Below are 13,143 nucleotides of genomic sequence, written 5' to 3' on the forward strand. Positions count from 1 at the left end.
GACTAATTCTGTGGTTTAGGGGAAGAGGAAGAAATTTCGACAAGTTTTTCTAACTTAACTGAGTTTAACAGTTCTATCCATTCGGCTTGTGCTTGGGGATTGCGATCGCGCAACTGATCCAAAATCTTCAGAGTTTCATGCCAAATCCCATATTCTGCATACAATTTTGCCTGTTCTACAGAGTTCGCTTTTAGCCGTCTTATTCTAGCCGCTTGTTCTGCACTCAAAGAAGTACGCTGAATCCAACCCTCAAGTGCTTTATCTGCTTCTCTATCCAGAGGATTACAGATAACTAAGAATTGCCATTGATAAGTTTTACCCGCTGCTAAGTTGACAGTATTTGGCATACTTATCTTCACTATCCCAGGAGTATTCACAATTGGAAAAATTTTTTCATAAACAACTGTTTCCGTTTCTTTGTCAATCACACGAAATTCAGCGTTCTTATTAATAGCTTTAGGAACCTGTAGATAAACTGTGGGGTTGGGAGCCACTGTCGTTAACACATTATTTTCTGGAGTCAACGCAGTCAGATATGTTTGCTTCTGATTAAGATTGTCTGAGATTAATCCATTACTTAAGCTCTGATTACCACAAACAGTACCCCGCGAACCCGCTCCTGAAGTTCGTGCCGGTGCGCCCAAATCTTGCGCTGGCGGGAATTTTACGCTCACTCGCAATCCTTGGTATAACTGTGCGTTACTCTGAGTTGGTATGATAGGAATCATGAAGATTCCCGTCAAAATTCCCAAAGTGCGGGTTTTTACTTGAACAAAAGAAAACTTTCTACTCATATACACTAGCTTCGATCAATTTCGATGATACATATCTAACACTAGTCTAAAATTTTATCAATGCCAACAAGATAGACGCGGGGACGCAAGGACACGGGGACGCAGGGACACGGGGACGCAGGGACGCGGGGACGCAGGGACGCGGGGACACGGAGACGCGGAGATTCATTTGTAGCTTTAATTTAAGTGAATTGATATTACACAGAGATTAAAAACCTCTCCCTTTGTCGGAAGAGGCTTTGCGAAAGGTATTAAGTTAAATTATTTACCTATGAGTATTAATTAATTTGAGTATTAATTAGCAACTTTTTGATTTAACCACCTATACAAATCTTCTAACCCTTCACCAGTAGTAGCAGAAACTTGGAAAATCTGCATTTTAGGGTTTACTTGTTTCGCATATTCAATGCAGCGTTGAACATCAAATTGTACATAAGGTAGTAAATCAATTTTCGTGAGAATCATGATTTCACTAGCACGAAACATATGGGGATATTTAATTGGTTTATCTTCTCCTTCTGTCACTGACAAAATTACAACTTTAGCCTCTTCTCCTAAGTCAAATAAAGCCGGACAAACTAAATTTCCGACATTTTCAATCATCACCACAGAATCTAATGGTGGGTTAAGTTTTTGTAAACCTCTTTCTATCATTGATGCGTCTAAATGACAGCCTGTACCTGTGTTAATTTGCACAACCTTACAGCCTGTTGCCTTAATTTTTTCAGCATCATTAGTAGTTTCTTGATCACCTTCAATAACACTGATAGTTAATTTATCTTTTAAATCATTAATTGTGCGAGTTAATAAAGTAGTTTTTCCCGCCCCAGGAGAACTCATTAAATTTAAAGCGAGAATATTTCGACCTTTAAACCAGCCGCGATTTTGGGCAGCTAATAAGTTATTTTTTCCTAAAATTTCTTGTTCTAAAGATATTGTTGTATTATGAATTTTCGCATGAATTTGGGGCGCTTCTTCATGGTGATGAGTATGGGTAATTACAGTCCCATCTGGTAAAGTATGAGTATGATGATGTTCATATTCTAAATTAGTAATTTTGGCTTGATTATCATCAGCACAACCGCAAGTTACACACATAAATCCTCCACTTCAATTTCTTTAATTTTTAGTTCTTCCCCAGTAATTATATCTAACTGCACGCTACCACATTCACAAATACTAAAAGGTTTTTCTACATAAAATTTTGTCCCACATTGACGACATTTAGCCATTCCTGGTATTTCTAATATTTCTAATAAGGCACCTTCTACTATTGTGTCTTTGGCACAAATATCAAAACAAAACTTAATCGCATCTGGCATAATAGCTGATAATTGACCAATTTCTAATAATACTCTTTGGACTTTTTTACCTTGGGCATTTTCCCTAACTATAGCGATGATATTTTGGGTAATTCCTAGTTCGTGCATAATGTTTATGATTTTATCTCACGCAGAGACGCAGAGGCGCAAAGAGAAGGAGGAGTTTTAACAAATTCTGGGAAGTTGATCTCCTACTAGCATATCAATTATTCTTTCTGCACCAAAGGCGGTTTTTAAGAGGACTATTCCTGGTGGTGTGGGGATAATTTCACCTATGATAGATGCTTGTTTTCCTGTTGGATGATTTTGCATTGTTGATAAAATTATGTCGGCTTTTTCTTTTGGTGCTATTATTACTAATTTTCCTTCGTTGGCTAGATATAAGGGTTCTAAACCGAGTATTTCACATACTCCATTTACTTCTTCTCGAATAGGAATTGCATTTTCATTGATGCGTATTCCTACGTTTGCGGTCAGGGCAAATTCATTTAATACTGTGGCTAAACCTCCTCTGGTTGCATCTCGCATAGCGTGAATTTGGGGGCAAACTTTGATTATTTCAGCTACTAATTCATGTAATGGTTGACAGTCACTTTCTATATCTGTTTCTAATGCTAGTTCTCCTCTAGCAATTAATATTGCTGTGCCATGATTTCCTATTTCTCCGTTAATAATGACTACATCTCCCGGTTTAATGTTGCGGGGAGAAATATCAATATTGGGGGGAATTATGCCAATTCCCGCAGTGTTAATAAATAGTTTGTCAGCACAACCACGATTAACAACTTTTGTGTCTCCTGTGACTATTTGCACTCCGGCTTTTTGTGCTGCTTCCTGCATACTTGAAACTACACGGCGCAATGTTTCTACTGGTAAACCTTCTTCTAAAATCATGCTACAGGTAAGATATAAAGGTTTTGCACCACTCACAGCTAAATCGTTAATTGTGCCGTTAATTGCTAGTTTTCCTATATCTGAACCAGGGAAGAATAAGGGATCTACTACATAGGAATCTGTAGTAAATGCTAATCTATTTCCATGTTGGGAAAGACTGGCTAAATCAAATGTTGCTTGGTCTTCTAATTGGGAAAGAATGGGATTATCAAAGGTTTTTACAAAGATATCATCTATCAAATCTCGCATGGCTTTACCACCGCTACCATGTGCGAGATTAATATGGGTATCGCGGATTTTTCCCTGACGACGACGAACTTGTTCGATTTTTTGAAACAGTGGATTTTGATTGGGAAGAATTGTCATTTTAAATTGTTTTATAAGTATAAATTTTGTGTTTTGACAGGCAATATGCCTGTCGTTTTAAATTATTTACCAATTCTTTCTTTCATCTCTTTCGTCTCTGTCTTTTCTTTCATCTCTATCTTCGCGCTTATTGTTATTTTTGTCATAATGCAAAACACCACCAACTGCCCAATCTTCTCGTTCAATTTCTTCAAAATGAATAATTATTGACTCAGGTTTAGTATCTAAAACAGAGACTAAAGCATCAGTCATAGCTTTGACTAATTTCCGTTTTTTCTCTATGGAGTTATTTTTACTAATTCTGACGGTTACATAAGCCATGTAATTTTCCTCAAATTGTGCAATTTAGACTGATAGAGATTCGGTCGATACACCTGATTTATCTCTTTTACCCATATTTGAAAGTCGCCCATATTTGTAATATGCTGCACAAGCACCTTCGGAGGAAACCATACAAGTTCCTATGGGTGTTTCTGGTGTGCAAGCTGTTCCAAATACTTTACATTGCCAAGGTTTTAAGACTCCTTTAAGAATTTCTCCACATTGACAAGCTTTATGATCGGCTACTTTTAAATTAGGAATTGTAAATTTGGCTTCAGCATCAAATTGGGCGTATTCTGGGCGGATTTTAAAACCGGAATTGGGGATTTCTCCTAAACCACGCCATGCAAATTTTTCGCGGACTGCAAAAACTTGATTCATGGCTTTTAATGCGTTTTGATTTCCGGCTGGTTCTACTAAGCGATTATATTGATTTTCTACTTGACAACGTTTTTCGACTATTTGTTTTAATAACATCCAAATTGATTGGAATATGTCTAATGGTTCAAAGCCAGAAATAACTATTGGTTTATGATATTCTTGGGCAATAAATTCGTAGGGTTCTGTACCTATGACCATACTTACATGACCGGGACCGACAAAACCATCGAGTTTTAAATCTGGATTTTCTAATAATGCTTGGAGGGCGGGTATAACTAATACATGATTAGAAAACATACTAAAGTTAGTGATATTTTCTGCTGCGGCTTGGAGTATGGTAAATGCTGTGCTGGGGGCGGTGGTTTCAAAGCCTAAACCGAAGAATACTATTTCTTTATTGGGGTTTTCTTTGGCAATTTTTAAGCTATCTAAGGGTGAGTAAACCATGCGAATATCTGCACCCTGGGCTTTGGCTTGTAAGAGGCTGGTTTTTGAACCGGGTACGCGCATTGCGTCGCCAAAGGTGGTGAAAATTATGTTAGGATTTTGGCAAAGTGCGATCGCATCATCTATTCTACCTTTGGGCATGACGCACACTGGACAGCCTGGGCCGTGAATTAGTTCGATGTTATCGGGTAATATTTCTTCGATTCCGTATTTAAAAATGGAATGGGTATGTCCTCCGCATACTTCCATTATTTTGATGTGTGTATCTATTTTTTGGCTGAGTTTTTCGATTTCTTTTTGTAATGCTTGGGCTTTTTCGGGGTTACGAAATTCATCTACGTATTTCATATCAATTTTTAATAAACCGCAAAGGCGCAAAGGACGCGAAGGAAGAGGGAAGAAGGAAGAAGGAAGAAAAGAGATTTTAAGTGTAAGCTTGGGCTATTTCTTGCAATAATTGCAATGTTTCTGCGGCTTCTTGTTCGTTAATTCGGTTCATTGCAAAGCCGACGTGAACCAGTACCCAGTCTCCTATACATTTTTCTGGTGGGTGTTGTTCGTCTACTATACAAGCTATGTTTACTTGGCGTTTTACTCCCCCAATATTAACTATTGCTAGTTTGTGTTCTACGTTGGTTATTTCTGTTATTTGTCCGGGTATTCCTAAACACATTTTGATTTTCCTTTTTTGAAGATTTATCTCACGCAGAGACAACAGAGGTTTTTATGCTATTTCTTTTAAGTATTTAGCAGCAGCTATAACAGCTTGTCCTAGTGATAAACCTCCATCATTTGCAGGTACTATGCTATGAGTGAGAACGTTTATTTCTAATTTTTCTAATTGCATTTTTACCTGTTTTAATAAAATTCGATTCTGAAATACTCCCCCTGTTAATGCTACTTGGTGAAATTCATGTTCTTGTCTAATTTGTTTAACCATTGTTACCACTGCACTAGCTAAACTTGTGTGAAATTTTGCAGCTATTTCTGATGAGGAGATGTGCTGGTTTATATCATTGAGTATTTCTCGCCATGTAGAAGATGTATCTATATAATAGATATTATCTGATTTTTCAAATTTAAAGGTATAGTTTAGAGTTTCTTCATCATTGTTTAATATGTTAACATCAGCTATGGCTTCCATTTCGATAGCGGCTTGTCCTTCATAACTGCATTGTTCTCTACATATATTTATTGCGGCGGCTACTGCATCAAATAATCTCCCTACTGATGATGTTAAGGGTGAGTTAATACCTTTTTTTATAATTTGATTCAGTAGTTTAGGGTTTTTATGTTCTAAAAATTTGATAATTTCTAAATCACTATATTTTTCTTTGATTTCTTCCCAAGTAAAGGCATTAATTAATTGAGAGTATGTATTTCTCCACGGTTGATAAATTGCTTGTTGTCCTCCTATCATGGGCATGGGTTTAAATGTCGCTAATCGTTGAAAATCATGATAATCTGCTAATAGAAATTCTCCGCCCCATAGTTGACCATCTTCACCATAACCTAATCCATCAAATGCTATTCCTAAAACTGGTTTCGAGTTTAAGGAAATTTGATTTTCTGCCATGCAAGCTGCTATATGGGAGTGATGATGTTGAATTTGAACAAGTGGAATTTGATTAGCTGTTGCTAGTTCTTTACCCAGTTTAGATGATAGATATTCTGGATGTTTATCAATAGCAATTATTTCTGGTTTATGGGCAAATAAGTTTAGATATAAATTTAATGTTTCTTGATAAGCGTTAAATGCTGTTGCGTGTTCTAAATCTCCTAAATGTTGTGATAAAATTGCCTTACCTTCTCTTAATAAGCAAAAGGTATTTTTTAACTCGCTACCCATTGCTAAAATTGGTGGTATTTTTTCAAATCCTGGTGGTAGAATAATTGGTGCAGGTGCATATCCCCTCGCACGTCTTAGAGTTTGTATTTGATTATCGATAACTCTGACAACAGAATCATCTACTCGGTTCACAATATCTCGATTATGTAAAAGAAAATAATCGGCTATTTTTGATAATTTATCTTTTGCATCTTCATTATTTATACATTGTGGTTCATCAGAAATATTCCCGCTAGTTAAAACTATCGGGTGGTTCATGCGTCTGAGAATTAAATGATGTAAGGGGGTATAAGGAAGCATGAAACCCAGAGTATTTTGTCCTGGTGCTATTAAAGATGGTAATTGTTTATCTGTTTTTAGTTTTAATAAAACAATGGGTGCAGCAGGACTTGTTAATAATTGTTTTTCTAAATCATTAATATAGCAATATTCAGAAATAATATTAATATCTCTTGCCATTAAAGCAAAAGGTTTATGATAACGTTGTTTGTGGTTTCTAAGTTTTAAAACTGCATTTTCTAAAGTTGCATCACAAGCTAAATGAAACCCACCCAAACCCTTAATAGCGACAATTTCACCCTTTTGTAATAAAGTACAAACAGCATCCACATCATCTAACATTGAGAACATATCAGAGATAACAGGTTTACCGTCAGCCCTTTCCAACCATGCACGAGGACCACATACATGACAAGCAACAGGTTGGGCATGAAAACGACGATTTTCTACATTTTTATATTCCTTTTCACATTCCTTACACATCGAAAAATTAACCATGCTGGTGTTATTTCTATCGTAGGGAATAGCGCGAATAATGCTCAACCGGGGACCACAATGAGTACAATTAGTAAAAGGATAACGAAAATAACGACTAAAAGGATCAAAAATATCCTTTTGACATTGGGGACAAGTTGCAGCGTCAGGAGAAATTTCGGTTTTCACCACACTATTAACACTGGGAGAAATCACAAAGTCATTAAAATCAAATTCCCCAAAATATGGACTCCTCTTAACCTCATTAATTTTGGCCAAAGGAGGACATTCTTGATATATTTTTTTTATAAATACTGTGATTTCTTCCTCACTACCAGAAACACGAATTAAAACACCTTCACCATTATTACAAACATCACCCTTTAACCCAAAAACCTTAGCCAAACGATACACAGTAGGACGAAAACCGACACCTTGGACAATCCCACGAACCCGAATTTCCTCAATCGGCATTTTTCTTCCTTTGCGTCTCTGCGTGAGATAATCAAAACTTCCAAATCAAAACGCGATTATTTCCAGAATCAGCAATTACCGCAGTTTCTCCACAAACCTTAATTCCATAACACCAATTTAAACTTTGTCTTGTTGGTAGTCCAAAATTCCGATTTTCGCTTTTATTTGTAAAGTTATCTTGTCCCATCACACCATCAGCATTTGCACCTTGTAATAATAAAATGGATTCTCGTTTCTTCCATCCTAGCAAACGAGAATTAGCTGTATCTGCAACTATTAACCAATCTTTCCAGATATCTACCCCATAAGGCATACTTAAACTACTTGCATTAGGGAAATAAACTCCTTGATTTAATTCCACCAAATTAAAATTTTTTTGCCCTAAAACCACCGCACAAGGGGCATTATTTTCTGTTGGTATTCCTGACCAAATCATTACCCGGTTATTACCTGCATCAGTAACAACTAAATTATCTTCCCAAAGGGTGATATCATGACACCAACGCATACTAGCAGCAGTGGGAGAACCACCACCATTTTCATTGCGTGATATCATGTTTGGTTGTCCCAAAACTATATCCGCAGGTTGTCCATTTTCGGTAGGGAATTGATTCCAAATCAATAAACGACGATTTCCAGTATCCGCTACAAATAGCTTACCTTGATGATAGAAAATACCGTAAGGCCAATGTAGGGTATTTGCCGCAGGTTCTCGATTTCCTCGATTTGGTTCATTATCAATAAAATTAATTTGTCCTAATACTAAATCTGCGGGAATATTACTATCTTCTGGAACATTATACCAGATTAAAATGCGATGATTCCAAGCATCGGCAACGGCTAAACCATTACCACATTTACAAATACCTGTAGGAACACTAAATGTAGATTTTCCTGGTGTACCTTTGGCGTTTTGTCCTTCAGAATAAAAGTCTGGTTGTCCTATTACCCAGTCAGATGGTTGATGATCTTTTGTGGGTAAATTTCGCCAACCTAATAAACGATGATGTCCTGTATCTGCTACCCATAATATTCCTGTTGGTGATAATAAACAAGCTGCACGGGGACCGAACATTGTTGTCGGACTAGGTGCAATAGGTATGGCTATTTGTTCGGGTGTAGTGTTGTTTCCTAATATTACTTCTGCACTTTTATGAGATAGGGGTAAATGGGGTATTTGGTTTGTTAAGGGTGGTGAAGTCATTATTTATCTCACGCAGAGTCGCAGAGTCAAGGAGAGAAGGATAGGGTTTTTTGGGGGTTGATTCATTTAAAAACATTAGTGGATGGAAAGATGTAGTTATAATGTCAATTTGAGTTAATTCTCAAATTGTAAATGGGCAGGTAAGCCCGTCTTGACGAAACTGCAATTACTGTGGTTATTTCCTGACAAAGTGCTTTAATAGCCTTTTCAATTCCTTGAGATAAGGTTAATGTGGAAGCTAGACAATTGGATAGAAACATTTTGGTTAGGTTGTTCAATGGAACGCTAGAAAGAAATCAAAACTAGAGAATATCTAAGAAGTATCAAGTTTTATTAAGTTCTCCCTTAGTCTCGTTCCTAAGCAGATTGATGGGATTTATTATTGTTGAATAAAGCACAAAAAATTTTTCAACCATTCTATCAAAAGCAGGGCAAATTAATCAGGGTATGAAAAACTATCAAATCAAGTTACCAAATGCACCTACTGTTATCTTAATAATCGTATCATTTTTGGCGTTGGATCTATTATTTCTTTGGATTTTTCAACCAAGTCCTAAACAGATTGCCGAAGAAGTTATTGGTATACCACTTGATAAATCAGTTAAACTAATTTCTAAAGAATATGAGTACTACGGTTTGGTTGGTGATGGTTACAGAGAAATTATTCTAGAAATTCCTGTTGAAGAATCACAAAAATTTTTGGATAAAATTTTACAATCTAGCCAATGGCAAATTGTCAAATCTGAACAAACAAAAGTTGATACCTGTAGTCCTTTCCATGCCTTACCCTCATTTCCGGGTCCATTTGATTATTATTTGTTAGTAAAGTGTTATGATGGAGATGGTTTAGAGGTAAAGGGTCCTCAATCTATTCAGAAATTTGATATTGTGATTTATTATCCGCAAAGAAGAATGCTTATTATTAAAGAAAACTGGATCTAAATAATTTAGAAAAATACTCCTGCATTCCATCCCATCTGTATGTTTATCTTTGCACGTTCACATATACATTTTCACCCTTAACTCTCACCTCATAAATTTGCAAGTAAACATCAGGTACAGTTAAACATTCACCTGTATTTAAATCATATTGAAACTGATGAGATGCACAGGTAATAATTCCTTTTTTTACAGTTCCTTTATCTAACGGAAAACCCAAATGAGAACAACTATTTTGATAACAACTAATATGATCACCTTGTCTGTACATAATTAAATCATTATTAGCAACTCTAACTGCTAAAATGCGATTTTCAATTATGTTATCTAATGTTGTTGCTTTCACCCAATAGGAATCTGTAGGAAGAGAATTAGCAGGAGAATGAGAATTACCCTTAACCGCAACTACTTGGGTAATTTCTGGACAATATTTTTTAATAGTTTGTTCTATTCCTTGGGTTAAAGTTAAGGTAGAAGTCGCACAATTACTACAACTACCAATTAATTTAACTTCAACTGTATCTGGTAATTTAATGGCGACTAATTCTACATCTCCTTGATGATTTTGTAAACTGGGACGAACTTCGGCTAATGCTGTTTGGATACGTTCTGATAATGGAGGTTTAACTAAGTTATGATATAGCAAAACTGCATAGACAACTTCATCATTTACAGCCTGATTTAAAGCTGATAAATTTTCTTGCTTAAGACTTTTAATTAAATTAGTTAATGCGGCTTTATGTAGAGATTCAATAGCCCGTTGTAAACCTACGGCTACACATCTTTGACTTTCATCCCATTCAGAAATAATCGCTTCAAATCTGTTAATATCTGTAATCAATTCTTCTAGTTGAGTCATTATTAATCTGCTTAATTAATTATAAACATTAAAACTCAACCCCACAGATAAATCTGTAGGGATTGATAACTTTTAATTTGGTATTTATGCAAACTCATTTCATTCTAAAGTCTTGTAGCAGAAAAGGCATCATGACACCAGTTACTAAACTCGCTACAGTGATGGGAATACAAAGAGGGATAGCTGCCTGTGCTAATAATACTAATATGAGTGTGCCAACACCACTAGCAATAGTGGTTTGACGGAGAAAATAGATAGGATCTCGTAATAGTTTACCTTTGAGAAGTAACTTGAAAGAAAACCAGCTTAGTTCTAACATATATCCTCCTAGTAGTTAGATAAGAAATTCATCATTAATAAGCCGAGAATAATGGCAGGAATTATTCCCGCAGGTGCGAACAAACTACCAATAGTTGCAGCGAATTTATAGCCTAAGTCTTTACCTGCAAGGATCATGCCACCAATTGCACCACCAATCATGGATAAAATCACAGCAATGATTAACCAAGTAAATGCTGTCGTGAGATTTAATTCTGTATTCAAACTATACAGAAATTCTTTAAATGCTGGGTTATTGACAAAATCAAACATGGATTCTCCTATTGAGGGTTTAATTCAAAACAAATGCTTGCATTTCTGCTGCTACATCTTGTAGTGCTTTGGCTACTACTTCGGCTTGTTCTAGTTGTTGATTTTCGGTAAATATTTGCCAAGCTTCTTGATAGTAGGATTTGGCTGTTAAGAGATTTTGCTGATTACCTAATTCGGGTTTTTCTGGGTTGTCGGGTAAGTTAAATAGGGCGTTGGCTTTGTTAGAAATTGTGTTAGCATATTCTAAGGGTGTATCTTGAGGATTCCGCACTTTTAAGGCTTCGTTGTAGGCAGAAATAGCGCGTAAGTTATTCTCTACAGGATGGGAACTGATTAAATATTGCAAAGCGTTACCTAAGTTGTTCTGCAACATGGCATATTCCCTAGGATGGTCAATGAGGTTAATATGTTTGAGTGCTACTTCAAAAGACTGCACTGCTAACCCTTGACGTAAATATTCCCGTTCTGATGCCATGGGCATAGAAAGATATGCGATCGCTATATTGTTAGATAAAATCGCATATTCCTGTGGGTAATCTTCCCAGCTAAACACCCGCAAAGCCTGATGATAAGCTTGAATGCTGTCAGTTATCCGCGCTAAATTGTCGGGAACTAGGGATTGCAAAACTAACCCCAAATTCATCTGTGCTTCTGCTACTTCCTCTGGTGTGGCAAATTGTTGTAAGATTGGTAAGGCTTCTTCATAACCTTCCTTTGCTTGTAGCAACAGTTGAGAATCTGCATCAGGAATCATCTGGAGAGTACCTGCTATTCCCACCTTAGCCCGTGCTTTTAGCAAAGGATAGTTGTCACCGCACATTTCATAGGCACGATAAAACAACCCTACTGCATTTCGTAGGTCTTGGGCAGTTTTCGGCTTTTTCTGAAAGCCTTGCGCCATTTCTATCAGCATTTGGATTTTTTCTTCTGCTGTTGCTGACTCCGAAGCAATAGCTGCGATCGCTGCCTTGACTGCTGAATCTGTAATACTAGGGGTCATAATTGGCGTACTCTAGCCGGTTGGGGAATTAAGTCAACACCCACACACAACAAATGTGGGGCTATAAACTAAGCCGATTTACGCAAGTTTCGAGTCTTTTCAACAGATTCCCCAATCTCAAACTTTTCTATCTCTCTTCACAGGGAGATAAAACACGAGAAGCCAAAATTTCAATTAACAGGTATTTTTGCCCGCAATCTTATGACCACTCCTTTGATTGCCTAAGTCAATTCTTCTCACTATAAAACAGTTTGTTGAGAAAATCCTAGCGGGAAATTACCAATATCAATAGCAATTAAAAGTCTGTTAGGAATTCTTCAAAATTAAAAATCAAAAATTAAAAATTAAAAATTGAAGACAGTTGGAGTAGGTGACACTTACCCGACTCAACTGAGACTAAGTGTAGACTTAGAGGTCTCAAACCCTTGAATTTACGATGATAGGACAGGCGAGATGCCTGCCCAAATATATCACTAAGGAACAATCAAAACTGGACAAGGGGAAAGGTTAATGACGCGACTGGTGACGCTATCAGTTGCGCCTTCATCCGTTAAGCCTAACCCCCGACAGCCCATAATAATTAAACTGGCCTCGATTTCATCAGCAACATCACAGATAGTAAAGGCTGGTTTACCTTGTCTTTCCAACACTTCGGCTGTAATTCCTTGCTGAGAAAATAAGGCTTGGGCATTTTCTAGCAGTTTAGCAACCGCCTCTGGAGACACCATAGGATCAGGATTAGGGGTATCTGAGGTTGGTTCTTCCACGACTGACAGGAGTACTAAGCGACTACTGTACTTCTGTACTACGTTGGCAACTACATCCGCAGCTTCCCGCGCAGCCCGACTTTGATCAATTGGAAACAGAACTGTCTTAAACATAAATCACTGGGACACCCCGTACTCCGGTAAAATCTTGATGGTTATACTTTCAAAACAATAACAAAAAG

16 protein-coding genes are annotated in these 13,143 nt (G+C 36.9%); 1 reads left to right on the forward strand and 15 read right to left on the reverse strand.

The window, feature by feature from the left end:
- Window positions 1-2 precede the first annotated feature (2 nt).
- The 10 genes from H6G68_RS11170 to H6G68_RS11215 form a co-directional block, all read right to left on the reverse strand.
- Window positions 3-794 carry a DUF928 domain-containing protein gene (locus H6G68_RS11170; protein WP_190906722.1) on the reverse strand — a complete coding sequence of 264 codons (792 nt, stop codon included), beginning with the start codon at window positions 792-794 and terminating at the stop codon, window positions 3-5.
- Window positions 795-1,088: 294 nt separating this feature from the next.
- Window positions 1,089-1,892, reverse strand: coding sequence for a hydrogenase nickel incorporation protein HypB (hypB, locus tag H6G68_RS11175; RefSeq protein ID WP_190906723.1), 804 nt, complete (start codon window positions 1,890-1,892; stop codon window positions 1,089-1,091).
- Window positions 1,883-2,224, reverse strand: a complete 342-nt coding sequence (hypA, locus tag H6G68_RS11180; RefSeq protein WP_190906724.1) for a hydrogenase maturation nickel metallochaperone HypA — start codon at window positions 2,222-2,224, stop codon at window positions 1,883-1,885. Before hypA ends, hypB begins: the two co-directional genes overlap by 10 nt.
- Window positions 2,225-2,281: 57 nt before the next feature.
- Window positions 2,282-3,376: a hydrogenase expression/formation protein HypE gene (gene hypE / locus H6G68_RS11185; RefSeq protein WP_190906725.1), complete on the reverse strand. Its 1,095-nt coding sequence runs from the start codon at window positions 3,374-3,376 to the stop codon at window positions 2,282-2,284.
- A 66-nt stretch (window positions 3,377-3,442) separates the two neighbouring features.
- Entirely contained in the window at window positions 3,443-3,697 is a 255-nt protein-coding gene (locus H6G68_RS11190) for a tautomerase family protein (protein ID WP_190906726.1), read from the reverse strand.
- 24 nt (window positions 3,698-3,721) lie between these two features.
- A complete protein-coding gene (hypD, locus tag H6G68_RS11195; RefSeq protein ID WP_190906727.1) occupies window positions 3,722-4,873 on the reverse strand; it encodes a hydrogenase formation protein HypD in 1,152 nt (383 codons plus the stop codon).
- A gap of 76 nt (window positions 4,874-4,949) precedes the next feature.
- The gene (locus H6G68_RS11200) at window positions 4,950-5,198 is read right to left on the reverse strand and encodes a HypC/HybG/HupF family hydrogenase formation chaperone (RefSeq protein ID WP_190906728.1); all 249 of its coding nucleotides are present in this window, start codon (window positions 5,196-5,198) and stop codon (window positions 4,950-4,952) included.
- 51 nt (window positions 5,199-5,249) lie between these two features.
- Entirely contained in the window at window positions 5,250-7,601 is a 2,352-nt protein-coding gene (gene hypF, locus H6G68_RS11205; protein WP_190906729.1) for a carbamoyltransferase HypF, read from the reverse strand.
- A gap of 31 nt (window positions 7,602-7,632) precedes the next feature.
- Window positions 7,633-8,805, reverse strand: a complete 1,173-nt coding sequence (locus H6G68_RS11210) for an NHL repeat-containing protein (RefSeq protein ID WP_190906730.1) — start codon at window positions 8,803-8,805, stop codon at window positions 7,633-7,635.
- A 104-nt stretch (window positions 8,806-8,909) separates the two neighbouring features.
- A complete protein-coding gene (locus H6G68_RS11215; protein WP_242045222.1) occupies window positions 8,910-9,065 on the reverse strand; it encodes a NifU family protein in 156 nt (51 codons plus the stop codon).
- A gap of 187 nt (window positions 9,066-9,252) precedes the next feature.
- On the opposite strand from H6G68_RS11215, the gene H6G68_RS11220 reads away from it, so the two are divergent.
- Window positions 9,253-9,747, forward strand: a complete 495-nt coding sequence (locus H6G68_RS11220) for a hypothetical protein (RefSeq protein ID WP_190906731.1) — start codon at window positions 9,253-9,255, stop codon at window positions 9,745-9,747.
- A 43-nt stretch (window positions 9,748-9,790) separates the two neighbouring features.
- Here the strand turns inward: H6G68_RS11220 and H6G68_RS11225 are convergent, their stop codons facing one another.
- The 5 genes from H6G68_RS11225 to H6G68_RS11245 all read right to left on the reverse strand — a co-directional run bounded on the left by H6G68_RS11225 (window position 9,791) and on the right by H6G68_RS11245 (window position 13,075).
- Window positions 9,791-10,603 (reverse strand): NifU family protein, encoded by an 813-nt coding sequence (locus H6G68_RS11225; RefSeq protein ID WP_190906732.1) that lies wholly within the window; start codon window positions 10,601-10,603, stop codon window positions 9,791-9,793.
- Between the two features lie 94 nt (window positions 10,604-10,697).
- Complete coding sequence (locus H6G68_RS11230) at window positions 10,698-10,922, reverse strand: hypothetical protein (protein ID WP_190906733.1); 225 nt, start codon at window positions 10,920-10,922, stop codon at window positions 10,698-10,700.
- A gap of 8 nt (window positions 10,923-10,930) precedes the next feature.
- Window positions 10,931-11,194 carry an asr0689 family protein gene (locus tag H6G68_RS11235; protein WP_190716957.1) on the reverse strand — a complete coding sequence of 88 codons (264 nt, stop codon included), beginning with the start codon at window positions 11,192-11,194 and terminating at the stop codon, window positions 10,931-10,933.
- A gap of 19 nt (window positions 11,195-11,213) precedes the next feature.
- Window positions 11,214-12,194 carry a hypothetical protein gene (locus H6G68_RS11240; RefSeq protein WP_190906734.1) on the reverse strand — a complete coding sequence of 327 codons (981 nt, stop codon included), beginning with the start codon at window positions 12,192-12,194 and terminating at the stop codon, window positions 11,214-11,216.
- Between the two features lie 473 nt (window positions 12,195-12,667).
- On the reverse strand, window positions 12,668-13,075 hold the full coding sequence (locus H6G68_RS11245; RefSeq protein ID WP_016949615.1) for a universal stress protein: 408 nt from the start codon (window positions 13,073-13,075) through the stop codon (window positions 12,668-12,670).
- Window positions 13,076-13,143 lie beyond the last annotated feature (68 nt).

It is taken from the genome of Anabaena catenula FACHB-362, assembly GCF_014698735.1.
GTDB lineage: Bacteria > Cyanobacteriota > Cyanobacteriia > Cyanobacteriales > Nostocaceae > Anabaena > Anabaena variabilis_A.

What these genes read in the sequence shown, in the direction of transcription:
- H6G68_RS11170 (WP_190906722.1), bottom strand. Translation starts at nt 794, where the DNA reads ATGAGTAGAAAGTTTTCTTTTGTTCAAGTAAAAACCCGCACTTTGGGA.
- hypB (WP_190906723.1), bottom strand. Translation starts at nt 1,892, where the DNA reads ATGTGTGTAACTTGCGGTTGTGCTGATGATAATCAAGCCAAAATTACT.
- hypA (WP_190906724.1), bottom strand. Translation starts at nt 2,224, where the DNA reads ATGCACGAACTAGGAATTACCCAAAATATCATCGCTATAGTTAGGGAA.
- hypE (WP_190906725.1), bottom strand. Translation starts at nt 3,376, where the DNA reads ATGACAATTCTTCCCAATCAAAATCCACTGTTTCAAAAAATCGAACAA.
- H6G68_RS11190 (WP_190906726.1), bottom strand. Translation starts at nt 3,697, where the DNA reads ATGGCTTATGTAACCGTCAGAATTAGTAAAAATAACTCCATAGAGAAA.
- hypD (WP_190906727.1), bottom strand. Translation starts at nt 4,873, where the DNA reads ATGAAATACGTAGATGAATTTCGTAACCCCGAAAAAGCCCAAGCATTA.
- H6G68_RS11200 (WP_190906728.1), bottom strand. Translation starts at nt 5,198, where the DNA reads ATGTGTTTAGGAATACCCGGACAAATAACAGAAATAACCAACGTAGAA.
- hypF (WP_190906729.1), bottom strand. Translation starts at nt 7,601, where the DNA reads ATGCCGATTGAGGAAATTCGGGTTCGTGGGATTGTCCAAGGTGTCGGT.
- H6G68_RS11210 (WP_190906730.1), bottom strand. Translation starts at nt 8,805, where the DNA reads ATGACTTCACCACCCTTAACAAACCAAATACCCCATTTACCCCTATCT.
- H6G68_RS11215 (WP_242045222.1), bottom strand. Translation starts at nt 9,065, where the DNA reads ATGTTTCTATCCAATTGTCTAGCTTCCACATTAACCTTATCTCAAGGA.
- H6G68_RS11220 (WP_190906731.1), top strand. Translation starts at nt 9,253, where the DNA reads ATGAAAAACTATCAAATCAAGTTACCAAATGCACCTACTGTTATCTTA.
- H6G68_RS11225 (WP_190906732.1), bottom strand. Translation starts at nt 10,603, where the DNA reads ATGACTCAACTAGAAGAATTGATTACAGATATTAACAGATTTGAAGCG.
- H6G68_RS11230 (WP_190906733.1), bottom strand. Translation starts at nt 10,922, where the DNA reads ATGTTAGAACTAAGCTGGTTTTCTTTCAAGTTACTTCTCAAAGGTAAA.
- H6G68_RS11235 (WP_190716957.1), bottom strand. Translation starts at nt 11,194, where the DNA reads ATGTTTGATTTTGTCAATAACCCAGCATTTAAAGAATTTCTGTATAGT.
- H6G68_RS11240 (WP_190906734.1), bottom strand. Translation starts at nt 12,194, where the DNA reads ATGACCCCTAGTATTACAGATTCAGCAGTCAAGGCAGCGATCGCAGCT.
- H6G68_RS11245 (WP_016949615.1), bottom strand. Translation starts at nt 13,075, where the DNA reads ATGTTTAAGACAGTTCTGTTTCCAATTGATCAAAGTCGGGCTGCGCGG.